The organism is Actinotalea lenta (assembly GCF_030586465.1).
GTDB classification, from domain to species: Bacteria; Actinomycetota; Actinomycetes; order Actinomycetales; family Cellulomonadaceae; genus Actinotalea; species Actinotalea lenta.
Map to the genome: position 1 here is coordinate 1976674 of NZ_JAUQYP010000001.1, position 24034 is coordinate 2000707.

23 protein-coding genes are annotated in these 24034 nt (G+C 73.6%); 20 read left to right on the forward strand and 3 right to left on the reverse strand.

The window, feature by feature from the left end; genetic code table 11:
• Window positions 1-30: 30 nt before the first annotated feature.
• Window positions 31-399, forward strand: coding sequence for an SCO2097 family morphological protein (locus Q6348_RS09430; protein ID WP_304601041.1), 369 nt, complete (start codon window positions 31-33; stop codon window positions 397-399).
• Here Q6348_RS09430 and Q6348_RS09435 read toward each other — a convergent pair.
• From Q6348_RS09435 to Q6348_RS09445, 3 genes are read right to left on the reverse strand one after another with little or no spacing between them, the layout of a single operon-like run.
• Complete coding sequence (locus Q6348_RS09435) at window positions 350-2524, reverse strand: transglutaminase TgpA family protein (protein ID WP_304601042.1); 2175 nt, start codon at window positions 2522-2524, stop codon at window positions 350-352. The genes Q6348_RS09430 and Q6348_RS09435 overlap by 50 nt on opposite strands.
• Window positions 2521-3807, reverse strand: coding sequence for a DUF58 domain-containing protein (locus Q6348_RS09440; protein WP_304601043.1), 1287 nt, complete (start codon window positions 3805-3807; stop codon window positions 2521-2523). Before Q6348_RS09440 ends, Q6348_RS09435 begins: the two co-directional genes overlap by 4 nt.
• Entirely contained in the window at window positions 3804-4808 is a 1005-nt protein-coding gene (locus tag Q6348_RS09445) for an AAA family ATPase (RefSeq protein WP_304601044.1), read from the reverse strand. Before Q6348_RS09445 ends, Q6348_RS09440 begins: the two co-directional genes overlap by 4 nt.
• Window positions 4809-5172: 364 nt before the next feature.
• On the opposite strand from Q6348_RS09445, the gene mraZ reads away from it, so the two are divergent.
• The 19 genes from mraZ to Q6348_RS09540 form a co-directional block, all read left to right on the forward strand.
• On the forward strand, window positions 5173-5610 hold the full coding sequence (mraZ, locus tag Q6348_RS09450) for a division/cell wall cluster transcriptional repressor MraZ (RefSeq protein ID WP_304601045.1): 438 nt from the start codon (window positions 5173-5175) through the stop codon (window positions 5608-5610).
• A gap of 150 nt (window positions 5611-5760) precedes the next feature.
• Window positions 5761-6747, forward strand: a complete 987-nt coding sequence (gene rsmH / locus Q6348_RS09455; RefSeq protein ID WP_304601046.1) for a 16S rRNA (cytosine(1402)-N(4))-methyltransferase RsmH — start codon at window positions 5761-5763, stop codon at window positions 6745-6747.
• Entirely contained in the window at window positions 6744-7157 is a 414-nt protein-coding gene (gene ftsL, locus Q6348_RS09460) for a cell division protein FtsL (RefSeq protein WP_304601047.1), read from the forward strand. Before rsmH ends, ftsL begins: the two co-directional genes overlap by 4 nt.
• A gap of 164 nt (window positions 7158-7321) precedes the next feature.
• Window positions 7322-8998, forward strand: coding sequence for a peptidoglycan D,D-transpeptidase FtsI family protein (locus Q6348_RS09465; RefSeq protein ID WP_304601048.1), 1677 nt, complete (start codon window positions 7322-7324; stop codon window positions 8996-8998).
• A gap of 61 nt (window positions 8999-9059) precedes the next feature.
• A complete protein-coding gene (locus Q6348_RS09470; RefSeq protein ID WP_350339656.1) occupies window positions 9060-11081 on the forward strand; it encodes a UDP-N-acetylmuramoyl-L-alanyl-D-glutamate--2,6-diaminopimelate ligase in 2022 nt (673 codons plus the stop codon).
• On the forward strand, window positions 11078-12160 hold the full coding sequence (mraY, locus tag Q6348_RS09475; RefSeq protein ID WP_304601049.1) for a phospho-N-acetylmuramoyl-pentapeptide-transferase: 1083 nt from the start codon (window positions 11078-11080) through the stop codon (window positions 12158-12160). Before Q6348_RS09470 ends, mraY begins: the two co-directional genes overlap by 4 nt.
• Window positions 12160-13605, forward strand: a complete 1446-nt coding sequence (gene murD, locus Q6348_RS09480) for a UDP-N-acetylmuramoyl-L-alanine--D-glutamate ligase (protein ID WP_304601050.1) — start codon at window positions 12160-12162, stop codon at window positions 13603-13605. The genes mraY and murD overlap by 1 nt, the downstream gene beginning before the upstream one ends.
• Window positions 13602-14864, forward strand: a complete 1263-nt coding sequence (gene ftsW / locus Q6348_RS09485; RefSeq protein WP_304601051.1) for a putative lipid II flippase FtsW — start codon at window positions 13602-13604, stop codon at window positions 14862-14864. The genes murD and ftsW overlap by 4 nt, the downstream gene beginning before the upstream one ends.
• A 7-nt stretch (window positions 14865-14871) precedes the next feature.
• The gene (murG, locus tag Q6348_RS09490; protein ID WP_304601952.1) at window positions 14872-15975 is read left to right on the forward strand and encodes an undecaprenyldiphospho-muramoylpentapeptide beta-N-acetylglucosaminyltransferase; all 1104 of its coding nucleotides are present in this window, start codon (window positions 14872-14874) and stop codon (window positions 15973-15975) included.
• Window positions 15972-17390: a UDP-N-acetylmuramate--L-alanine ligase gene (murC, locus tag Q6348_RS09495; protein WP_304601052.1), complete on the forward strand. Its 1419-nt coding sequence runs from the start codon at window positions 15972-15974 to the stop codon at window positions 17388-17390. The genes murG and murC overlap by 4 nt, the downstream gene beginning before the upstream one ends.
• An 86-nt stretch (window positions 17391-17476) precedes the next feature.
• Window positions 17477-18325: a cell division protein FtsQ/DivIB gene (locus tag Q6348_RS09500; RefSeq protein ID WP_304601053.1), complete on the forward strand. Its 849-nt coding sequence runs from the start codon at window positions 17477-17479 to the stop codon at window positions 18323-18325.
• A gap of 126 nt (window positions 18326-18451) precedes the next feature.
• The gene (ftsZ, locus tag Q6348_RS09505) at window positions 18452-19678 is read left to right on the forward strand and encodes a cell division protein FtsZ (protein ID WP_304601054.1); all 1227 of its coding nucleotides are present in this window, start codon (window positions 18452-18454) and stop codon (window positions 19676-19678) included.
• Window positions 19675-20370 carry a purine nucleoside phosphorylase YfiH/LACC1 family protein gene (locus Q6348_RS09510; RefSeq protein WP_304601055.1) on the forward strand — a complete coding sequence of 232 codons (696 nt, stop codon included), beginning with the start codon at window positions 19675-19677 and terminating at the stop codon, window positions 20368-20370. The genes ftsZ and Q6348_RS09510 overlap by 4 nt, the downstream gene beginning before the upstream one ends.
• Before the next feature lie 118 nt (window positions 20371-20488).
• Window positions 20489-20932, forward strand: coding sequence for a cell division protein SepF (locus Q6348_RS09515; RefSeq protein ID WP_304601056.1), 444 nt, complete (start codon window positions 20489-20491; stop codon window positions 20930-20932).
• 15 nt (window positions 20933-20947) lie between these two features.
• Window positions 20948-21232, forward strand: coding sequence for a YggT family protein (locus tag Q6348_RS09520; protein WP_304601057.1), 285 nt, complete (start codon window positions 20948-20950; stop codon window positions 21230-21232).
• Window positions 21233-21347: 115 nt separating this feature from the next.
• Window positions 21348-22004, forward strand: coding sequence for a DivIVA domain-containing protein (locus Q6348_RS09525; RefSeq protein WP_304601058.1), 657 nt, complete (start codon window positions 21348-21350; stop codon window positions 22002-22004).
• 103 nt (window positions 22005-22107) lie between these two features.
• Entirely contained in the window at window positions 22108-22572 is a 465-nt protein-coding gene (locus Q6348_RS09530) for a TraR/DksA family transcriptional regulator (protein ID WP_304601059.1), read from the forward strand.
• 2 nt (window positions 22573-22574) lie between these two features.
• Window positions 22575-23195, forward strand: a complete 621-nt coding sequence (lspA, locus tag Q6348_RS09535) for a signal peptidase II (protein ID WP_350339658.1) — start codon at window positions 22575-22577, stop codon at window positions 23193-23195.
• Window positions 23192-24034: RluA family pseudouridine synthase (locus Q6348_RS09540; protein WP_304601060.1), on the forward strand; the 843-nt coding region annotated here is incomplete at its 3' end. The genes lspA and Q6348_RS09540, both read left to right, overlap by 4 nt.

Here is a 24034-nt window from a genome sequence, read left to right on the forward strand (position 1 = left end):
GTCCTGTCCCGCCGGCCTACGGAGGTAGCGATGCCTCTGTCCGAGTACGAGCAGCGCGTGCTTGAGCAGATGGAGCGCCAGCTGCGCTCGGACGACCCGAAGCTCGCCTCGACCCTGTACGGGCGTGGCGGGAGTCCGGTGCGCCGGTGGGTGCTCGCCGCGCTGGCCGGTGTTGCGGGTCTCGGCATGTTGATCGGGGGTGCGGCCGCTCCACTGCCGGTGCTGGGCATCCTCGGGTTCGCGGTGATGTTCGGCGCCGTCCTGCTGATGTTCTCCGCGCCACGACGCGGGTCCCGTGCCCCGTCGGGTGCATCCCCGCGGCCGGCGGCCCCCAAGAAGCAGGGCATGCTCAGCCGCTTCGAGGAGCGCTGGGAGCGTCGGCGCGGCGAGCAGCGCTGAGTGCGACGCTGATCGTCCTGACCCAGGTCGCCAGCTCCGCCGGGTTCACGGGGTCCGGAGCGGGCGCGTAGCGGTGCGCCTCGAGCGCCGCCACGATCCGGTCGACGGCTCCGTGCGCGTCGCTGACAGGGGTCGCCTGATCCGTGGCGGGCAGTGCGGCGTGCAGCAGCACGGCCACCTGCCGTGGGGTGCTGGCGTCGGTCCAGTCCACTCCCCACCGCGCGACCTCGCTGCGTAGCCGCAGCCACGCCTCCTCGGGTCCCCATCGTGTCGGGCTGCCACGCCGGCGGCGCCGCAGCGCGATCGCCGCCGCCGCGCCGGCCAGCGCGACCGCGACCAGGGTCCATGGCAGGAGTGCGGACCGCGGCGTCCGCACCGTCCCGGGTGTTGCCGTGCCGGTCCGCGGGGCCGTGCTGGGCGCGGTGCCCTGGGACGGTGCGCCGGAGGGCACGAGGTTGCCGGGATCGGTCGGCTGGACGGAGGTCGACAGCGGGTCGGCATAGCTGGGCGGGGCACCGGTCTGGACCGCAGGGGTTGGCTCGAACCGCACCCACCCGGCCCCGGCGAACCACAGCTCGGGCCACGCGTGAGCGCGGTCGCCGGTCACGGTGATGGTCCCGTCCGCAGCACGGTTGCCGGGGAGGAACCCGATCCCGACGCGAGCCGGGATGCCGAGGTCCCGCGCCATGATCGCCATCGCAGTGGCGTACTGCACGCAGTACCCGGCGCGAGCTGTGAGGAAGTCCCACAGCGGGTCGGACGTCTGGGCCGGCGGCAGGTTGGTCTCGTAGCGGAAGTCCGAGGCCCGGAAGTACGACTGCAGCGCCATCGCCTGGTCGTAGGCGGTGGGGGCGTCACCGACGACCTGACGGGCCAGGTCGGCGATCCGACCGGCGAAGGGCGTGTCCGGCACCGCGAGCTCGGGAGCACCGGAAGGCAGCTGCGCGGCGTGGTCGGCTCGCAACGACTCGGCGCTGAGGTCGCGCGGCCAGACGGTGAGCTGGTAGCTCATGCCTGGGTGCGTGCTGCCCACCACCTCGTCGCGCGCCGGGTCGTAGCTCCAGGCACCGCCGATCGACAGCTCGCGCGGGTCGGTGGTGATGGGCAGGTTCGCCTGGTCGAGCCGCACCAGGGAGACCTGCACCGTCCCGTCCGGCGCGGCGCTGGTGCTGTCCGGCCACAGCAGACCCGAGGCGGGCCGCACGTCGCCTGCAGGGGCCGGGTGCCACCGCTGGCCGTCGAAGGACATCAGTGTCGCCGTGCGCAACGGGCCGACTCGGGAGAGGTCCGTCGTGTAGCGCAGCACGACGCTGCCAGGCTGGGCGCCGAGGTCGGAGCGCAGGTTGAGGTTGTCGGACAGACTCAGGCTGTTCGGCGCCCCGCCGATGCCGGGCCCCCACGTCGCGGGCAGCCGCACGGTCCCGTAGCCGGGCAGAGCGGAGGCGAGCGGTCCGACGAGCACGGCGCCGACCGCCACGGTCGCCGTGAGGGCGAGCGCCGTCGGTGCTTCCCGCCACAGGCCGCGTTCCGGGCCTCGGGTGGCCCGGGTCAGCCAGAGCAGGAGGAGCCAGCACGTCGCCCCCACGAGGAGGCTCGCCGTGGAGGGCGGGTGCTCGAACACCAGGGTGGGGGCCCACAACGACGCCAGGACCGCCCCCGCCAGCCCCGCCATCCGCATGGCCAGCGCGAGGCCGTCGAGCACGACGGCCACCAGCGCGGTCGCGGCGACCACGATGAGCTCGAGGCCCCGATCCGCGTGCACCGGGATCTGACCCTCGTTGATGGACGTGATCCCGGTGCCGACGAGATCGGCCAGCCGGCCGGGCGTGCCGAGGCCAGGGATGCCCGGTCCGTCGCCGGCGGCGCCGTAGCCCACCGCAACCACCAGGGCGGCCGTGCCGAGCGCGGCGGCGGGCGCCCACTCGGACGCGCCGAACGCGCGGATCAGCGCCGCGACACCGAGCACCACGGCGGCCGCGACAGTCGCGGCCGTCAGCCACGGCCCCGGCGCGAGCAGTACTCCCAGGGTGCCGAGCCCGGCACGTACGGCGACCAGCAGCACGAGCGCGCCCAGCCAGACCCGGTGGCCTGCTACGGGGCCCTGGAGCGGCGCGGGGAACCTCATCGGTGCGCCCCCAGCGCCAGGTCGCCGGTGGCGCGTAGCCGCTGCCACGCCGTGCGGACCGGCTCCCCGGTCCTGGCGAGGCTCGCCGTCCAGCCTGCGCGCCGCAGGGCCTGCAGCGTGCGCTCCTCGGGCAGCGTGGTCTCGTCACCCGTGCGCACCATCGCCCAGGCGTCGTGCACCGCCGCGATCCGGGCGAGATCGGCCTGCGCATAGGGATCCGACGCGCCGAGGATCGCCACGACGAGCTCCGAGCCCGCGCCTCGTGCGGTGAGGTCACCGATGGCGGCGAGCAACCACCGGCGCCCGGTGACCGGGTCCGGCGCGGCGACGAGGTCGACGGCCTGGTCCAGCATGGCCTCAGCGGCGAGCTCGTCGCTGCGGTGCCGGTCGGGGAGGCGCGCGCCGGCGAGCATCCGTACGCGGTGGCCGGACTCGAGGAGGGAGATCGCTACCGACACTCCGGCGGCGATGGTCCACTCGAGCGGTTCGTCCTGGGCGGGCAGGTCGAGCAGCACGGTCGCGGGCCGCCGACCGGCGCGCTCGTCCTGGCGCACCACCAGCTCGCCGCGCCGCGCGGTGGACCGCCAGTGCACCCGGCGGGGATCGTCCCCGGGACGGTAGTCGCGGAGCGCCGTGTCGTCCGGCGACGGGCTACGTGAGCCGAGCGCCGCCCGGGTGTCCAAGGAGGCGCTGCCGCCGGCGGAGTGCAGCGGCGTGACCCGTGGCCGCACGGCGACCTGGCGCGTGCTGCCGAGCTCACCCGACCACCGCACCGTGCCCAGCACGTCCCGCAGGTGGATCTGCAACGGGCCGGCAGACCACCGCCCGCGGCGCGCCGGGGTGATCGAGTACCGCAGCTGGACGCGGTTGGCCGAGCGGGTGACCTTGGCGCGCAGTGGTCGCCCGCCGCTCAGCTCGCGGGCCGCCCGCTCGCTCAGCCGTGCCCTGTCCAGGCCCGCGCGCCCGGTCACCTCGATGGTGACCGTCGCCGTCTCGTCGACGGTCACGGGGTGAGGGTGCACCGTGCGGGTCACCCGCAGGGCGCGACGGTGCGGTCCCGCGACGTCCGCGACCACGGTCGCGGCCCCCGCGAGCACGGCGAGCACCGCGAGCAGTCCGGCCTGCACGAGGGCTGGTACCCCGATCCCCACGCCGAGCGCGGCCAGAGCGACCCCGCTGACCGCGAGCACCGAGCCTCGACCGGTGGGCCGCAGCGTGCGGAGCCGGGCGCTGAGCCCGGCTGCCGCTCCGCCCGGCCCGGGGCGGTCCCGCGGTGTGCTCACCCGGTCGCGCGACGCCCGGGACGGTGGGCCGCGGCGCCGGCGGGGACGGGGGTGGCCGCCACGACCGACTGCACGGTCTCCGCGACCGTGCGACCGGACAACCGCGCGTCCGTGCTGGGCAGCAGCCGGTGGGCGAGCACCGGGACGGCGAGCTCCTGGACGTCGTCGGGCAGCACGTGGTCGCGTCCGCTCATCGCGGCGATCGCCTTCGCCCCGCGCAGGAGCTGGATGGCGGCGCGGGGTGAGGCCCCCAGCCGTAGCATCGGATCCGACCGGGTGGCCGAGGCGAGCGCCACGACATACTGCTTGACGGGCGCGGAGGCATGCAGGCGCCGCACCACGGCGGTCAGGTGCTGAAGGTGGGAGCTGGTCGTGACGGGCCGCAGGTCGCCCAGCGGGTCGGCATCCTCCTGGCGCTCGAGCATCTCCAGCTCCGCTGCGGCGGACGGGTAGCCGACGTGCAGCCGGGCCATGAAACGGTCCCGCTGCGCCTCGGGCAGCGCGTACGTGCCCTCCATCTCGACAGGGTTCTGCGTGGCGATGACGAGGAAGGGTCGGGGGAGCGGGTGGCTGACGCCGTCGACCGTGACCTGCGCCTCCTGCATGCACTCCAGCAGGGCCGACTGCGTCTTGGGTGAGGCGCGGTTGATCTCGTCGCCGATCACGACGTTGGCGAACACCGGGCCCGGCCGGAACTCGAACTGCTGGTCGGCCTGCCGGTAGACACTCACGCCGGTCAGGTCGCTCGGCAGCAGGTCAGGGGTGAACTGGATGCGTCCGACCGTCCCGTCGATCGCGTGCGCCAGCGCCTTGGCCAGGGTGGTCTTGCCCACCCCGGGCACGTCTTCGATGAGGAGGTGCCCCTCGGCGAGCAGGACCGCGACGGTGTGCCGGACCAGGTCGGGGCGGCCGGTGATCACGGTCTCCATGCCGGCCCGGATCCGTGCCGCCGTCTCGGCCAGGTCCGCGATCTCGTCGGACGCGGGAAGTGCGTGGACCATCGTGTCCTTTCCCTCGCTGGCCTGAGCCTACGTGACCGGGCGCTCGTGCGCTGGCGGCTCCGCGTTCGGCCGACACCCCCATCTCGCTCCACCTGGCGCCCGCTCGGCGTCGACCACGCCTCCTCGCCTCGCGGCTGGACGGCTCGCTCGCGTACGGCGCCGCATGGTGGGCAGGCGGCGTGAGACCGCGCGTGGTCGGGCGTGGCTAGACCCTCCACTTCGCTCCACCGCAGTGACCTGCATGATTGTTTCCAATCACCCGACCGGAGGCGCGTGGGGGCCTTGTCAGTGGAGCAAAGTGGAGTACCGTGGGGCCACCGGGAGGAGGGTGGGCCTTCTCCGGGGACCGGGGGAGGAGGGGCTCGTGGGCTTCTTCCTCGGCACCTACACCCCCAGGCTGGACGACAAGGGTCGGCTGATCCTGCCGGCGAAGTTCCGGGCCCAGCTGGCCGAGGGACTCGTGCTCACCCGTGGCCAGGAGCGCTGCCTGTACGTCTTCCCGCTGACCGAGTTCCAACGGCTGCACGAACGGGCCCAGTCCGCCCCGGTGTCGAACAAGCAGGCGCGCGACTACCTGCGCGTGCTGCTGTCCGGCGCGCACGACGACGTCCCGGACAAGCAGGGCCGGCTCAACATCCCGGCCGAGCTGCGCAGCTACGCCGGGCTCACCAGGGACGTCGCGGTGATCGGGACCGGGGCGCGTGCCGAGATCTGGGACGCAGCCGCATGGGAGGCCTACCTGGCCGAGCAGGTCGACACCTACTCCGAGACCAGCGAGGAGGTGTTCCCCGGTGCCCTGTGAGTGATGGCCGGCCCGAGGCCGCACGACGAGGTCTCTCCCCGCCCGCTCTGGCGTACTTCCCCGACGCCAGAGGGACAGCGGAGGGAGTCCTGGTCGGGTGGAGGAGGGCCACCCGACCGCCAACCGCCCCACCCACCCGCAGGAGAGCAGATGGACCAGCGGCACGTGCCCGTGCTGCTCGACCGGTGCGTCGAGCTCCTGTCACCGGCTCTGGTGGCACCCGATGCGGTGCTCGTCGACATGACCCTGGGCATGGGTGGGCACTCGGAGGCGCTGCTCGAGCGCCTCCCGCACCTTCGCGTGGTGGGGCTCGACCGAGACCCGCAGGCGATCGAGCTGGCCTCGCACCGCCTGGCACGGTTCGGGGCCCGGTTCACTGCTGTGCACGCGGTGTACGACGAGGTCCTCGACGTGGCTGCCGACGTCGTCGGAGCGCCCGTCCAGGGCCTGCTCGCCGACCTCGGCGTCTCCTCGCTCCAGCTCGACGAACCAGAGCGCGGCTTCGCCTACGCCCAGGACGCGCCCCTGGACATGCGGATGGACGCGACGACCGGCCCGAGCGCCGCGGAGCTGCTGGCCACCGTGGACGAGCGCGAGCTCGCCAGGATCCTGCGGCAGTACGGCGAGGAGCGGTTCGCGGCGCGCATCGCGGCGCGGGTCGTGGCCGCGCGCGCCGCCGCACCGCTGACCCGCACCGGGCAGCTGGTGGACCTGGTCCGTGCGGCGATCCCCGCAGCGGCCCGCGCCACGGGCGGCCACCCGGCCAAGCGGACCTTCCAGGCCCTGCGGATCGCCGTCAACGCCGAGCTCGAGGTGCTCGAGCGCGCCCTGCCGGCCGCGATCGAGACGCTCGACGTGGACGGCAGGATCGTCGTGCTCGCGTACCACTCGCTCGAGGACCGCCTGGTCAAGCGCGCGCTCGCGCGGGGCGCGAACTCCAGCGCTCCCGCAGGCCTGCCGGTGGAGCCGGAGACCCACCGCCCCTACCTCGAGCTGCTCACCCGAGGTGCCGAGACCGCGACGCAGACCGAGACGGCGGCGAACCCGCGCTCGTCGTCGGTGCGCCTGCGCGCCGCGCGCCGCACCCGACGCACGCCGGACCACCTGCGCACCGTGACGGCGAGGTGGGCCGCATGAGCGCCGCGCAGTCCGCGGCCGTCCGGGCCCCTGCACGTCCGGTCCCGCGTCCGGCTCCGGCGCCGCCACGGCCGCGGCTGCGTGTCGTGCCGGCGCCGCACCGGGCCCGCACCCGGGTGCCCTTCGTGGTGCTCTGCATGGTGGTGCTGGCCGCGTCCCTGCTCGGGGTGCTGCTGCTCAACACCGCGATGGCGCAGGGCGAGTACGAGCGCTACGGGTTGGCGACCCGGCTGGCCCAGGCGGCCCAGCGCCAGCAGGAGCTGGTCACGCAGCTGGACCAGGCGGCCGCACCCGCCGAGCTCGCCCGGCGTGCCCAGGCGCTCGGCATGGTCCCGTCGACCACGGGCGGGTACCTGCGGTTGTCGGACGGTGCGGTGCTCGGCACCCCGACCCCGGCCGGTCGGGGATGACCGCGCCGCGCGTGCGCGCCCGTGCTCCGCAACGGGCAGCGGGTCGCTCCACCGGCACCGTGCGTCGCCGACCGCCCGCGGGTACGCCCACCCGACGCGGCGCAGGCGGCCCGGGCGGTCCACCTCTCGGGCCGGGACGGCGGCACGCCGTCCTGCTCGGGGGAGTGCTCCTGGTCCTCGCGGGCTTCGTGGTCCGGCTGGCCTACGTGCAGGGCCTGGACGCCTCGCCCGTCGCCGCCAAGGCGCTCGCCAGCCGGCTGCACACCGTGACCATCCCCGGCGACCGGGGTCGGATCCTCGATGCGCACGACATCGTCCTGGCGAGCTCCGTCGAGCGGTACAACATCGACGCGAACCCGCGCCAGGTCGCGAGCTGGAAGCCCCAGGACTCGGCGGCCAAGGCCGCCGAGCTGCTGGCCCCGCTGCTCGGCACCACGGCGCCCGAGCTCGGCGCGACGCTGGTGCGGGACACCACGTTCGTGTACCTCGCCAAGGATGTGGCCCCCGACGTCTACCACGAGGTCATGTCGCTCGGGATCGACGGGATCTGGGGCGAGCGCACCACGCAACGGGTCTACCCGTCGGGGAGCACCGCCGGGAGCCTGCTCGGCTTCGTCGGGACCGACGGGACGGGGCTCGCCGGGCTCGAGCAGACCTACAACTCGGTGCTGTCGGGCAAGCCCGGCAAGGAGACCTACGAGCAGGGCGCCAAGGGGCAGCGGATCCCGGGCGGCACCGACGACGTCGTGCCGGCCGTCCCCGGCCGCGACGTGCAGCTGACCATCGACCGCGACCTGCAGTACGTGGCGCAGTCGGCGCTCGACAAGCGCGTCAGGGAGACCGGCTCCGAGTGGGGCACGGCCGAGGTGGTCGACGTGCGCACCGGGGAGATCCTCGCGCTGGCGGACTCGGGCTCGATCGATCCCAACCACCCGGCCAACGCCGATCCCAGCCGGGCCGCGGCCAAGGTGTACGAGCCCGGGTCGACGGCCAAGGTGATCACGATGTCCGCGATCCTCGAGCGCGGGATCGCGACACCGACCTCGCAGTTCACCGTGCCGTACGCCTACCAGGTGCCCAACGGCGAGGTGTTCCACGACTCGCACCAGCACGGTGACCTGCACCTGACCCTCAACGGCATCCTCGCCGAGTCGTCGAACGCCGGCACCGTGATGGTCGGCCAGAACATCCCGCCCCAGGTGCGACTCGACTACCTCGCCAAGTTCGGGTTCGGACGCACGACGGGGTCCGGCCTGCCTGGGGAGTCGGCGGGTCTGCTGCACACCCTCGACGACCCGCAGTGGAAGGGTGACGGTCGTTCGCCCTACACGATCCTGTTCGGGCAGGCGGTGTCGGTCACCACGCTCCAGGCCACCCAGGTCTTCGCGACCATCGCCAACCACGGCGTCCGCGTCCAGCCGCACGTCGTCAAGTCCGTCGAGGACGCCGACGGGACGATGCAGCCCGTGCCCCTCGACACGCCGACGCGGGTGGTCTCCCAGCACACGGCCGACACCCTGGTCCGCATGCTGGAGAGTGCGGTCGAGGACGGCACGGGGGGCAAGGCCGAGGTCCCCGGTTACCGGATCGCGGGCAAGACCGGGACCTCGCAGGCGTTCGAGCCCGGCGGCGTGACCAAGACCGTCGCATCGTTCATCGGCATCGCCCCGGCCGACGACCCGCGCATCGTGGTGAACGTCACGCTCTACCACCCGCGCAGCACGATCTACGGGGGTACGGCTGCCGCGCCGGTGTTCAGCACGGTCGCCGGCTACGCCCTGCAGTACCTGGGAGTCCCCCCGAGCGGAATGCCCGCCGATCTGTTCCCGACGACCTGGTGACCGGCCCCGTGCTGCGCAGGTCGCGAGCGGGCGCACTCCCCGCGCCAGGTAGATTCGCCCCGTGACGTCCCCCCAGGGCCGGATGCGTCCCGCACGACGACCGACGCGCAGGCTGACCGAGATCGCCGCGTGGGTCGGGTGCACCGTCGACCGGGATGCCGAGGTCTCCGGGATGGCGGTGGGCTCGGCCGACGTGCAGCCCGGCGACCTCTTCGCCGCCGTGCCGGGCCTCAAGGCGCACGGTGCCGACTACGCGGCCGCTGCGGTGGCCGCCGGTGCGGTCGCGGTGCTCACCGACCCGACCGGTGCCGCGAGGCTGCGGGCTGCCGGCGTGGACGTCCCGGCACTCGTGACGGACCGGCCCCTGCGACCGTTGGTCGGCGAGGTGGCCGCTCGCCTGTACGGCGAGCCCGCGCGCGACGTCGTGTCGGTCGGCGTGACCGGGACCAACGGCAAGACCACCACCACCTACTTCGTCGAGGCGGCGCTGCGCCGTCAGCACGTGCGCACCGCGGTCATCGGGACGGTCGAGCTGCGAGTGGGCGAGGAGTCCATCGAGAGCCCGCGCACCACCGTGGAGGCGCCGGTGCTGCACGCCCTGTTCGCGCTGATGCGTGAGCGGCAGGTCACGGCGTGCGCGATGGAGGTCTCCTCGCACGCCCTCGCGCTGGACCGCGTCGCAGGCCTGCGGGTGGACGTGGCCGGCTTCACCAACCTGCAGCGCGACCACCTGGACTTCCACGGCGACATGGAGGGCTACTTCGCCGACAAGGCTCGGCTGTTCGCGCCCGAGCGCGCCGCCCGGGCAGTGGTGTGCGTGGACGACGCCTGGGGTGCCCGGCTCGCCGCCGAGGCCCGCATCCCGGTCGACACCGTGGCCACCCGCGAGGACGCGGTGGGGCTCGACGGCGCCGACTGGCGGGTGAGTGACGCTGACGTCGGGCTCGACGGCGTCGGGTCGTCCTTCACGCTCAGCGGCCCGGACGGGGTCGAGCTGAGGGCGCACAGCCCGTTGCCGGGCATGGTCAACGTCTCGAACGCGGCCGTTGCGATCGTCCTCGCACACCGGGCGGGCGTCCCCCTGGCGGACGCGGCAGCCGGCGTCGCCGCGGCGACCGCCATCCCGGGGCGCATGGAGCGTGTCGTCGAGCGCACCGAGGGCTGGCCGCTGTGCCTGGTGGACTACGCGCACACGCCGGACGCCCTGGTGCTCGCGCTCGAGGCGGTGCGTCCCATCACACCCGGGAGGCTGGTCATCGTCCTGGGCTCGGACGGTGACCGCGACCGGGGCAAGCGTCCGATCATGGGTCGGATCGCCGCGGAGCTCGCCGACGTCGTGGTCGTCACCGACGAGAACCCACGCTCGGAACCCCCCGAGACCATCCGCGCGGCGATCCTGGACGGGGTGCGTCAGGTGCGGCCGGACCTGCACGACGTGTACGAGGTCGCTCCGCGCTCCCGGGCGCTGCGGGTCGGGACGTTGCTCGCCGGACCGCGGGACACCGTGATCGTCACGGGCAAGGGGCACGAGCCGACCCAGGAGGTCGCGGGAGTGTTCCACCGCTACAACGACCGGGACGTCTACCGCGCCGTGCACGCCGAGGGCAGGCGTGGGCCGGTCGACCCGGCCGCGCTGCTCGCCGAGCCGCCGGTCGCGGTCGACGACCCCGTGGACGTCGGGTCGATCACCGTCCTCGACGTCACCGGGACGCCCAGCCTCGCCGACCTCACCACGGCGATGCGGACGCTGCGACGCACCGCCGTCCAGCGTCGCCGCGTCGCGGTCGTGGGCGCACCCGCCGGGCCGGCGAGCGTCACCGAGCTCGACGCGCTCGGGCGCCTCGCGGTGCGCCTGGACGTCCAGCGCCTCGTCGCGGTCGGGAACCCTGCCCGGGCCGTGTACACCGGTGCCTACCAGGAGGGCTCCTGGGACGCCGAGTCGATCGTCGTGCCGGATGCGGCCGAGGCACGCGCATGGCTCGCCGACGAGCTGACCGACGGGGACGTGGTCCTGGTGGCCGGTTCGGACCCCGAGCTGGCGCAGCTGGCGGCGGACCTGCGCGCGGGGGTGGTGCACCCGTGAGGGCCCTGCTCATCTCCGGCGGCCTGGCGATGGTCATCGCGCTGCTCGGCACGCCGCTGTTCATCCGGTGGCTGGTGCGCCGGCAGTACGGGCAGTTCATCCGGCAGGACGGACCCACGGCGCACTTCACCAAGCGCGGCACACCCACGATGGGCGGCGTCGTCATCATCGCCGCGACGCTGCTCGGGTACTTCGGTGCCAAGCTGCTCACCGGCTCCGAGCCGACCGCGTCGTCGGTGCTCGCCCTGTTCCTCATGACCGGGCTCGGCGTGGTGGGCTTCCTGGACGACTACATCAAGATCTCCCGGCAGCGCAGCCTGGGTCTGCGGGCCGGCTGGAAGGTCGTGGGCCAGGGCGTGGTGGGCATCGCCTTCTCCGTGCTGGTCCTGCAGTTCCCGAACGAGAACTTCCGCACGCCCGCCTCGACGCACCTCTCCTTCATCCGGGACACCAACCTCGACCTGGCGTTCAAGGGCGCCACGATCGGGCTGATCCTGTTCGTGATCTGGGCCAACTTCCTCATCACGGCCTGGTCCAACGCCGTGAACCTCACGGACGGGCTCGACGGGCTCGCGACCGGGGTGTCGCTCATCGTGTTCGGCGCCTACGTCGTGGTGGGGATCTGGCAGAACAACCAGTCCTGCCAGCACCTGTTCACCGCCGGCCCACGCTGCTACGAGGCACGCGACCCGCTCGACCTGGCGATCGTGGCCGCGGCCATCACCGGGTCGCTGTTCGGCTTCCTGTGGTGGAACGCGTCGCCGGCCAAGATCTTCATGGGCGACACCGGGTCGCTCGCCCTCGGCGGCGCGCTCGCGGCCCTGACCATCCTGTCCCGCACGGAGATCCTCGGCGCGATCATCGGCGGGATGTTCGTGCTCGTGGTGCTCAGCGACGTCATCCAGATCGGCTTCTTCAAGCTGACGGGCAAACGGGTGTTCAAGATGGCGCCCCTGCACCACCACTTCGAGCTGTCCGGCTGGGGCGAGGTCACGATCGTCATCCGGTTCTGGCTCATCGCAGGGCTCTTCGTGGCGCTGGGGGTGGGCATCTTCTACGCCGAGTGGGTGGCGGGCTGATGCCCGAGGAGCCGCCCGGGCCGACCGACCTGCGCGGTGCCCGGGTCCTGGTGGCCGGGTTGGGGGTCACCGGTCGCGCCGTGCGTGACGTCGTCCTCGCCCGGGGTGCGTCGGCCATCACGCTGGACGCACGTGCCCCGGACGCGGACCGGCATGCCGACGACGAGGTCGACCTGGACAGCGTCGACCTGGTGGTGGCCTCACCCGGTTGGCGCCCCACCGCACCTGTCCTGGTGGCTGCGGGGCGCCGCGGCGTGCCGGTGTGGAGCGAGGTCGAGCTCGCCTGGCGGCTTCGCGTCGAACGCGCGCGCGGAGGCGGCCCGGCTCCCTGGCTCGCGGTGACCGGCACCAACGGCAAGACCACGACCGTCGGGATGCTCGCGGCGATCTGCAGCGCCGCGGGGCTGGACGCCCCGGCGGTCGGCAACGTGGGCACGCCGGTGGTCGAGGCGGCCACCGCGCCGCAGCACGACGTGCTCGCGGTCGAGCTGTCCAGCTTCCAGCTGCACTTCACCGCCTCGATGCGTGCGCGGGCCGCAGCGGTCCTCAACGTCGCCGCCGACCACCTCGACTGGCATGGCTCGTTCGAGGCGTACGCCGCCGCCAAGGCACGGATCTACCACGGGGTCGAGGTGGCCTGCGTCTACGATGCCGGCGACCCGCTGCTCGAGGGGATGGTCCGGGACGCCGACGTGGCAGACGGCGCTCGTGCCGTGGGGGTGACTCTCGGGGTGCCGGGCCCCGGCCAGCTCGGCGTGGTCGACGACGTCCTGGTGGACCGCGCCTTCCACCTGCCGGTCGGGCACCCTGGGCGTGCCGGGCACGCAGCGGAGCTCGCGACGCTGGCCGATCTCGCCCACCTGGCCGGGCCCGACGGACGGGTGGCGCCGCACGTGGTGACCAACGCCCTGGCTGCGGCCGCGCTCGCCCGCGCCAACGACGTGCCGGCGGCGGCCGTGGGGGACGGGCTGCGCGCGTACCTCCCGGGTGCGCACCGCGTCGAGCCCGTCGGCCGCCTCGACGGTGTGGCGTTCGTCGACGACTCCAAGGCCACCAACGCGCACGCCGCGGCGGCCTCGCTCGCGGCGTTCGCACCGGGCAGCGTGGTGTGGGTCGCAGGCGGCCTGGCCAAAGGCGCAGCCTTCGACGACCTGGTGCGCTCGCGGTCCGACCGGCTACACGCAGCCGTGCTCATCGGCGTGGACGCGTCACCCCTGGCTCAGGCACTTGCCCGACACGCGCCGTCAATCCCCGTCGAGGTCGTCGATCCCACCGACACTGGGACGGTGATGTCCCGTGCCGTGACCGCGGCCCGTCGGCTGGCCCGGCCGGGCGACACCGTGCTGCTCGCCCCCGCCTGTGCGTCGATGGACCAGTTCGCGTCCTACGCCGACCGCGGCGAGGCGTTCACGGCGGCGGTCCGCGGGACTCACCCGGGCTCGTGACGGCGACCCGCGGGACGGACGTCGAGCTCACGCCTCGTGCGCCCGGCACCTGGAACGGCCCCGTCACGAGCTACTACCTGCTGGTCGGGGCGACGGGTTTGCTGCTGTCCATCGGCCTCGTGATGGTGCTGTCGAGCTCGACCGTCGACTCCCTCAACACGACCAAGGGCGCGACCGCGTACGCGGTGTTCTGGGACCAGGCCCGGTACGCGCTCATCGGCCTCCCGGTCGCCTGGCTGGCCAGCCGGCTCCCGGTGCGGTTCTACCGTGCGATCGCCTGGCCCGCGCTGGGGGCCGGGGTCCTGCTCCAGCTCCTGGTGTTCACCGGGCTCGGCATCGCGGTGAACGGGAACCGGAACTGGATCGGGCTCGCCGGCTTCCGCATGCAACCTTCCGAGGTCCTCAAGCTCGCGCTGGCGGTGTGGCTGGGCAGCGTGCTGGCCACCAAGCGCGCCCTGCTGCACCGGTGGCTGCACGTGCTCGTGCCGGCCGTGGTCGGTGCCCTGGGCGTGGTGGGCCTCGTCGTCGCGGGCAAGGACCTCGGCACGGCTTTGATCATCATCCTGCTTGCGGCCGGCGCGCTGTTCATCGCCGGTGTGCCCCTGCGGATGTTCGTGGTCGCGGGCACGCTCGTCGGCGTGGTCATCGTCCAGCTCGCGCAGACCAGCAACCGGATGGCCCGCATCACCGCGCTCTTCTCGCCGCACTGCGACGCCATGAACCAGTGCTACCAGACGGTCCGCGGGCTCTATGCGCTGGCCTCCGGCGGCCTCACGGGTGAGGGCCTGGGGCAGAGTCGCCAGAAGTGGGCCGGCCTGCCCGAGGCGCACAACGACTTCATCTTCGCCGTGATCGGCGAGGAGCTCGGGCTGCTGGGAGCGGTGCTGGTCATCGTGCTGTTCGCCGTGCTCGCGGTCGCGATGGTCCGGGTGATCCGTCGGCACCCCGACCCGTTCGTCCAGATCAGCACCGCGGGGATCGCGACCTGGATCCTCGGGCAGGCGCTCATCAACGTCGGTGTGGTGATCGGCGTCTTCCCCGTGGTCGGGCTGCCCCTGCCGCTGGTGTCGGCCGGAGGCTCTGCGCTCATCACCACGCTCGTGGCGTTGGGCGTGGTGGTGTCGTTCGCCCGGAGCGAGCCGGGCGCGCCCGAGGCGTTGCACGCCCGGGTGGGCGCGGTGCAGCGGTCGTTGGCGGTGATCGGGCGGGCTCGCTCCCCGCGCACCGGCGCAGCGCGCGGGGGAGGCCGTCGTGGTTGAGGTCCTCATGGCCGGTGGCGGTACGGCGGGCCACGTGAACCCACTGCTCGCCGTCGCGGACGAGCTGTGCGCACGCGACGAGCACACGCGCGTGACGGTGCTGGGCACCGCCGTCGGGCTCGAGGCCCGCCTGGTGCCGGCACGCGGCTACCCGCTCGTGGAGATCCCTCGGGTGCCGCTCCCGCGGCGGCCCACCCTCGACTGGTTCCGGTTGCCGGGTCGCCTGCGTGCCGCGGTGCGGACCGTGCGGGGCGTCATCGACGACCGCGGGATCGACGTCGTCGTCGGCTTCGGCGGCTACGTCTCCACGCCCGCCTACCTTGCCGCTCGGCGCGCGGGCGTCCCGGTGGTGATCCACGAGCAGAACGCCCGCCCGGGCCTGGCGAACCGGTGGGGAGCCCGATGGGCGCGGTCCGTCGCGGTCACCTTCCCGGGCACGCCGTTGCGCGGCGCGCAGCAGACCGGGCTGCCGCTCCGGCCGGAGATCGCCGGCCTGGTCGCCGCGCTGGACCGGGACCCGGTGGGGACCAGGGCCGCGGCCGCGGCCGCCTTGGGGCTCGACGCGAGTCTGCCGACCTTGCTGGTCACCGGTGCCTCCTCCGGCGCCGCGAGCCTGAACCGCGCGGTCGCCGGTGCAGCGGGCGACCTGGTGGCCGCCGGCATCCAGGTGCTGCACCTGACGGGGGCAGGGAAGGCGGAGCCGGTGCTCGCTGCACTGTCGGACGTCCGGGACGCGCAGCGGTACCACGTCATGGAGTACCTGGACACGATGCAGGACGCGCTCGCCGTCTCTGACCTCGCCGTGTGCCGCGCAGGCGCCGGCACCGTGATGGAGCTGGCCGCGGCGGGGGTGCCGTCGGTGTTCGTCCCTCTGCCGGTGGGCAACGGCGAGCAGCGGCTCAACGCAGCTCCCGTGGTCGCCGCCGGTGGAGGGCTGCTGGTGCGCGACGCCGACCTCACCCCGAGCTGGGTCCGTGAGCACGTCATCTCCCTGCTGGGCGACGCGAGCCGGTTGGCCGGCATGCGGCGCGCTGCCCAGGGCGTCGGCGTGACGGACGCGGCGGCGCGGGTCACCGAGCTGGTCCTCGCCGCGGTGGAGGGCGCACCGTGACCGGCGACGACCTGGCGGCGATCGCGGCCCGTGGGCGCGTGCACCTGGTCGGGGTCGGCGGTGCCGGGATGTCTGCCGTGGCGGCGCTGCTCGTCGCGAGCGGCCTGGAGGTCTCCGGCTCGGATGCGGGCGCAGGATCGCTCGACGCCGTCCGGGCCGCGGGCGTCGATGCGCACCGCGGGCACGACGCGGCACTGGTGACCGGGGCGGGCACCGTGGTGGTGTCGAGCGCGATCCGGCCCAGCAACCCCGAGCTCGTGCGGGCGCGCGAGCTCGGCATCCCGGTGCTGCACCGGTCCGTGGCGCTCGCGGCCCTCCTCCGGGGTCGCCGGGGTGTCGCGGTGGCAGGTGCGCACGGCAAGACGACGACGTCGGCGATGGTCGCAGTGCTTCTCGAGCACGCCGGACTCGATCCCTCCTGGGCGATCGGGGGCACCGTGGCCGGACGCGCCGGCGACCCGGTGGGAGGTGCGCACGCAGGTCGGGGCGAGGTGGTCGTGGTCGAGGCGGACGAGTCCGACGGCTCGTTCCTGGCGTACCACCCGGAGATCGCCGTGGTCACCAACGTCGAGCCGGACCATCTCGACCACTATGGGAGCCGCGAGGCGTTCGAGGCGGCGTTCACGGAGTTCGCCGCGAGTGTGTCGGGGGCCCTGGTGGCCTGTTCGGACGATCCCGGCGCGGCCAGGCTCGCCGACGCGGCGCAGGCGCGCGGGACACGCGTGCTCAGGTACGGCACCGGGGTCGGCGCGGACGTCCGCGTCGGAGCGTGGGAACCTGCGGGTTCGGGAGGTCGAACGACGATCACCGAGGCGTCCGGCGTACCGGTGCCGGTGCGGCTCGGCGTTCCCGGTGCGCACAACGCCCTCAACGCGGCGGCGGCGTGGACCGTCGGCCGGCTTCTCGGGGTGTCGCCTGACGACGCCGCCGCGGGCCTCGAGGCGTTCGGCGGCACGGGGCGACGGTTCGAGACGCGCGGGACGGCGTCCGGGGTCCGTGTGGTCGACGACTACGCGCACCACCCCACGGAGGTCGCGGCGCTCCTGCGCGCCGCGCGCTCGGTCGCCGGAGCGGGCCGTGTCCTGGTGCTGTTCCAGCCACACCTGTACTCGCGGACCGCAGCCTTCGCCGCGGAGTTCGCCGCAGCGCTGTCCGCTGCCGACGCCGTGGTCGTGACCGACGTGTACGCCGCGCGGGAGGACCCCGACCCGACGGTCTCCGGTGCGCTGATCACCGCCCGGATGGGCCAGGCCGCCCGGTTCGTGCCCGATCGGGTGGCGGCCGCGCACGAGATCGCCGCCCAGGCCCGCCCCGGCGACCTCGTCCTGACCGTGGGGGCGGGGGACGTCACCGCGCTCGGTCCCGTCGTGCTCGCGGACCTCGAGGCCCGGGGCGGCGTCGGAGGGACCGCGTGAGGCCGCCGCCCCGGCCCCGGGTTCCCGTGCCCGAGGAGGCGCCGCCCGCGGTCCGGCCTCCCGCGCCGCAGCGGCCGGTCCACGACGTGCCTGTGCCGCGGGACGAGCGGGTACCGCGGGCCGAGCCGGCTGAGGATGCACCCGTCGGCGTGGTGCCGCGCAAGCCGGGTTGGCAACCTCGGCGGCCCGTGGTGGTGTCGGCGGGCTCGGCGGCACGGTTCGCCGAGCGGGTGCGCATGCGCCGCCGGATCCGGCGTGATCGTGTCCTGGCGTGGTCGGCGGGTGGGGCTGTGGCCGCCACGCTGGCCTGGCTGCTGCTGGTGTCCCCGGTGCTCGCCCTCGACCCGGCTCACGTCACGGTCCGGGTTCGGGGCGACCGGGCGGTGGTCGACGTGGCCGCGGTCACCGCGGTGCTGACCCACCAGGCCGGCACGCCGTTGCCACGGCTCGACACCGTGGGCCTGCGGCGCCAGGTGCTGGACGTGCCAGGAGTGCGTGCCGCGTCCGTCGCCCGCGCGTGGCCGCACGGGCTCGTGGCGACCGTCGTGGCGCGCGACCCGGTTGCCGCGGTGCCCGCCGCGAAGGGCTACACCCTGCTGGACGCCGACGGCGTCCAGGTGGGCCGCAGCGCGGATCCACCGTCCGGCCTGCCCGTGGTCTCGGTGCCGCTGGGCGACCCTGCGGCGATGCAGGCCGTGCTGCTCGTCCTCCAGTCGTTGCCCTCCGACCTCGCGGGCCAGGTCACCGGAGCCTCGGCGAAGAACCAGGATGCGGTGAGCCTCACGCTCTCGGACGGGTCGAGGGTGGAGTGGGGGAGCGCCGACCGGTCCGCGCTCAAGGCCGCCGTGGTGGAGACGTTGCGGGGGTCCCCCGCGTCGAAGGGCGTCAAGGTGTACGACGTCTCCGCCCCGACGCTGCCGATCACCAGGTCGTGACGTGGCGCACGCGCGACACGCCCCCTCGGTGATTGCCGGGGCGCGCGCGGCAACCTAGCGTCGTCGTCGACAGCACGTGACATAACTCTAACGTTCAACCTGAACGTGAGACTCGGAGGACACGCCGTGGCAGCTCCCCAGAACTACCTGGCCGTCATCAAGGTGGTCGGGATCGGCGGCGGCGGCGTCAACGCCGTCAACCGGATGATCGAGGTCGGACTCAAGGGCGTCGAGTTCATCGCGATCAACACTGACGCGCAGGCGCTGCTGATGTCCGACGCGGATGTGAAGCTCGACGTGGGTCGTGAGCTCACCCGAGGGCTGGGCGCCGGCGCCGACCCGGAGGTCGGCAAGCGCGCTGCCGAGGACCATGCGGAGGAGATCGAGGACGTCCTACGGGGCGCGGACATGGTCTTCGTCACCGCGGGCGAGGGTGGCGGCACGGGCACCGGTGGCGCGCCGGTGGTCGCGAAGATCGCCCGCTCCCTGGGGGCGCTGACCATCGGCGTGGTGACCCGCCCCTTCACGTTCGAGGGACGGCGTCGCTCGGTCCAGGCCGAGAGCGGGATCGACGGCCTGCGGGACGAGGTGGACACCCTCATCGTGATCCCCAACGACCGGCTGCTGTCGATCTCGGATCGCTCGGTCTCGGTCCTCGACGCTTTCCGCTCCGCCGACCAGGTGCTGCTCTCCGGAGTCCAGGGGATCACGGACCTCATCACGACCCCGGGTCTGATCAACCTCGACTTCGCGGACGTGAAGTCGGTCATGCAGGGCGCGGGCTCGGCGCTGATGGGCATCGGCTCCGCGCGCGGCGACGACCGCTCGGTCCAGGCCGCCGAGCTTGCGATCTCATCGCCGCTGCTCGAGGCGAGCATCGACGGGGCGCACGGCGTGCTGCTCTCGATCCAGGGCGGTTCGGACCTCGGGCTGTTCGAGATCAACGAGGCCGCCCGTCTCGTGCAGGAGGCTGCGCACCCCGAGGCCAACATCATCTTCGGCGCCGTGATCGACGACGCGCTCGGCGACGAGGTCCGGGTCACCGTCATCGCGGCAGGCTTCGACAGCGGGGCGCCCACCGTTCGCAAGGATGCCAGGGCGCTCGGACAGGTCAGCCCCGGTCGTCAGCCGGCCGTGATCGAGGCGGAGCCGGAGCCGGAGGCGCCGCCGGCGCCTGCGGTGGAGACGGACGTCCCGCGGCCGCAGGAGCCGCGCGAGCGCGACTCGGATGTGCCGCCGTTCCTGTCCGAGGGCGGCGCCCGGGACGTCGAGGTGCCTCGAGTGTTCGAGGACCGGCCGCGTCGCTCGACCGACGACCTCGACCTCCCTGACTTCCTCAAGCACCCGCAGTGACCGCCCCCTGGCTCGAGGTGGACCTCGGGGCGGGGGTACGTGCAGGCTTCTCGACCGTCGGGCTCGGCAACCTCGGGCTCGGTATCGGTGACGACCCCGAGGCGGTGACCTCGCGTCGCAGGGCGGCCGAGGGCTGGGCAGGCGGTCCGCTCGCCTGGGGCCGTCAGGTGCACGGCGCCACGGTGCACCGCGTGGGGTCGCGCGGTGGCGACGACGTGGCGGCGTGCGACGCCATGGTCTCCGAGGGGCCGGTCGGGCTGGCCGTGCTCGCGGCCGACTGTGTCCCTGTCGTGCTGGCGGACCCGGAGGCGCGCCTCGTCGGCGTGGCGCACGCCGGTCGCGCCGGCCTGGTGGCCGGCGTGGTGCCGGCAGTGGTGCGGGTGCTGCGGGACGCGGGAGCGCGGAGCCTGCGCGCCGTGATCGGCCCGGCCATCTGCGGAGCCTGCTACGAGGTGCCGCCCGACATGGTGCGCGACGTGACCGCTGCCGTACCCGGCGCGGCCTCCACCACGAGCTGGGGGACCACGGCGCTCGACCTTCCGGGGACCGTTGCGCGCACGCTCGCAGACCTCGGTGTCGCGGTCACCGACCTGGGGGCGTGCACCCGGACCGACCCACGGTTCTTCTCCCACCGTGGTCACGGGCCTGGCCGCCCCTCCGGGCGGATCGCGGGTGTCGTTCGGCTGGTCTGAGGGCGACGCGGGCGTGTCGACACGATGCGCACCCGCGCCTCGGTTACCGTGAGGAAGGTCCGTAGTCGGGTCGGACGCGCACCAGCGGGTGACGGGTCTAGGGAAGGTGGAGGCCGCCATGGCCGGAGCGTTGCGCAAGACCATGCTGTACCTCGGCCTCGCCGAGGACGAGCAGGCCGCTGCCGAGGGGTACGTCGAGGAGTACCTGGAGCCCGAGGAGGAGCACCGCGCCGACGTGACACCCCTGCGCCGCCCGGTGCCTCGCCCGGTGCCCACGCCGGGGGACCTGCGGCGCATCACCACGATCCACCCGCGGTCGTACAACGACGCCCGGGCGATCGGTGAGGCGTTCCGGTCGGGCACCCCGGTAATCATGAACCTTTCGGAGATGACGGACGCCGACGCCAAGCGGTTGGTGGACTTCTCCGCAGGGTTGATCTTCGGTCTTCACGGCGCGATCGAGCGCGTCACGACCAAGGTCTTCCTGCTGTCTCCCGAGCACGTGGAGATCGCCGGTGAGGACGGGGCCGGGGAGAGCGCCGGCTTCTACAACCAGAGCTGAGGGGCCGAGGTCAGCGTGATCTGGGCGGTCCTGTACTGGATAGTCCTCGCCTTCTTCCTTCTGATGTTCGTCCGGCTCGTCCTGGACTGGGTGCAGGTGTTCGCCCGCGACTGGCGCCCGCGCGGTGCCGCCCTGGTGATCGCCGAGGTGACGTACACGATCACCGACCCTCCGCTCAAGGCGGTGCGGCGTGTCGTCCCGCCCCTCACCCTCGGCCAGATCCGCCTGGACCTTGCCTTCCTGCTCGTCATGCTGGCGTGCTCCTTCCTGCTCACGTTCCTCAGCTACATGGGCGGCTGAGACACGCCACGCCCGAGTCCCAGGAGCAGGCACGACGCGCCCTGAGTCCGCTACGGTGGCCTTGGCGGTCGGCGCACTGCCCAGGTCTGCCCGCACGACATACCGAGGTGACACGATGGCTCTGCTCACCGCAGACGACGTCCTGAACAAGAAGTTCCAGGCGACGAAGTTCCGTGAGGGGTACGACCAGGACGAGGTCGACGACTTCCTGGACGAGGTGGTGAACACCCTGCGGGCGGTGTACGCCGAGAACGACGACCTCAAGGGCAAGCTCGCCGCCGCCGAGCGTCGGATCGCGGAGCTGAGCCGTGGGGGTGAGGCGCCCGCCGAGGCCGCGCCCGCCCCCGAGCCCGAGCCGCAGCCCGAGCCGCAGCCCGCCCCCGTCGCGGAGGTGCAGCCCGCCCCCGAGCCGGCTCCCGCCCCGCAGGCGCGGCTCAGCGAGCCGGAGTCGGCCACCGGCATGCTGCAGCTGGCGCAGAAGCTGCACGACGACTACGTCCGCTCCGGTCAGGAGGAGGGCGACCGCATCATCGGCGACGCCAAGTCCCAGGCGCAGCGCATCGTGCGTGAGGCCGAGGAGACGTCGAACCGCACGCTGGCCCAGCTCGAGCAGGAGCGCAGCCTCCTGGAGCGCAAGATCGACGAGCTGCGCGTCTTCGAGCGCGACTACCGCACCCGGCTGAAGAGCTACCTCGAGAACCTGCTCGGCGACCTCGAGGCGCGCGGCGCCTCGGTCTCCCCGCAGGGCGGAGACGCCCAGTTCGGCGGCTGAGCCCACAGCACGACGCACCACATCGGGGAGACCTGGTGTGGTGCTTTGTGCGTCCTGCCCGCGAGGTCTACTCTCACGGGACCTTCGTCAGCAGGGAGTACCCATGGCCATCCAGGATCCGGTGAGCGCCTCCGGTCGTGCGCGCCCGTCGCGCTCGGTGATCGCGGGCATCGTGGACACGTTCCCGGTACGTGACGGCGAGGACCCGTGGACGGTCGAGGAGGTCGAGAGCCTCGCGGACGACCTGGCCTCGGAGATCTCTCGACTCACCGTGGAGCTGTCGGAGGCGGACGCGGAGCTGACCAGCCTCCTGCGGTACTCCGGAGACGGCGCGGGGGACGATCAGGCCGACTCCGGCAGCTCGGCGCTCGAGCGCGAGCAGGAGCTCACCATGCTCAACAACACCAAGGATCTGCTGGACCAGAACGTGCGGGCCCTGGAACGCGTGGGGCAGGCGGGTTTCGGGACCTGCGAGTCGTGCGGCGGTGCGATCGGCAAGGCCAGGCTGCAGGCGTTCCCGCGAGCCACGTTCTGCGTGACCTGCAAGGCGAAGCAGGAGCGTCGCTGACCGTGCCGCCTCGTCGCCGCCTCGTGGCAGCGCTGGCCGTCGTGGCCGCAGTCGTGCTCGCGGTCGACCAAGCGACCAAGGCCCTGGCCCTGGCGCACCTGACCGAGGGTGTCCGGACCCCGCTGCTCGGGCACCTGCTCGCGCTGCAGCTCATCGGGAACCCCGGTGCAGCATTGAGCCTCGCCAGCGGCATGACCTGGATCTTCACGATCGCCGCGGTGGGCGTGAGCGTCGTGATCGTGCGGGTCGCCGACCGCCTGGGCTCTCGCGCGTGGGCCGTGGCGCTGGGCCTGCTGCTCGGCGGTGCGGTGGGCAACCTGGTGGACCGGCTCGTACGACCTCCGGGTTTCGGGACGGGCCATGTGGTGGACTTCCTCGCGTACGGAGACTGGTTCATCGGCAACGTCGCGGACATCGCCATCGTGGTTTCGGCCGTCATGATCGTGCTCCTCACACTGATCGGCGTCGGCATCGACGGTCGGCGTTCGGCGGACGCCGCGACCGTGTCCGAGGAGAGCGCACCCCGCGACGGTTCGGCGGTGGAGGCGGGGTCGCACGAGCCCGGCGGCGGTGCCGGACCGAACGACGGTTCCGTCACCGAGCCGCCCGACACGCAGCGGTGAGCGCGCGCAGCCTGCCCGTCCCTGACGGCCTGGCCGGTGAGCGCGTCGACGTGGGCCTGGCGCGTCTGCTGGGTGTCTCCCGCAGCAGGGTCGCCGAGCTCGTGGCTGCAGGCGCCGTGCTCCTCGAGGGGCGGCCGGTGGCCAAGTCCGACCGCCTGCGCGCGGGGGCGTGGCTCGAGGTGGACGTCGAGGCGCTGGACGGCCCCGCCTCCACCGCCCCGCCGGAGCCCGCGCCCGGGATGCGGATCGTGCACGAGGACGACGACGTCGTCGTGGTGGACAAGCCCGTAGGCGTGGCCGCGCACCCGTCGCCGGGCTGGACCGGGCCCACCGTCGTCGGAGCGCTCGCCGGGGCCGGGCACCGGGTCGCCACCTCGGGTGCCGCCGAGCGCCAGGGCGTCGTGCACCGGCTGGACGTCGGCACCTCGGGTCTGATGGTCGTGGCCAAGAGCGAGCGGGCGTACCGGGTGCTCAAGCGCGCGTTCAAGGAGCGCACGGTCGAGAAGGTCTACCACGCAGTGGTCCAGGGCCACCCGGAACCGACCGAGGGCACGATCGACGCCCCGATCGGTCGCCATCCGCGCGACGACTGGAAGTTCGCCGTGGTGGCCACCGGCAAGCCGTCCGTGACGCACTACCGGGTCCTGGAGATGGTGCCCGCCGCGTCCCTGGTCGAGGTGCGCCTCGAGACCGGTCGGACCCACCAGATCCGAGTGCACATGGCCGCCGTCCGGCACCCGTGCGTCGGGGACCTGACCTATGGTGCCGACCCGGCGCTGGCTCGGCGTCTGGGTCTGACCCGGCAGTGGCTGCACGCGGCGCGGCTGGGTTTCGACCAC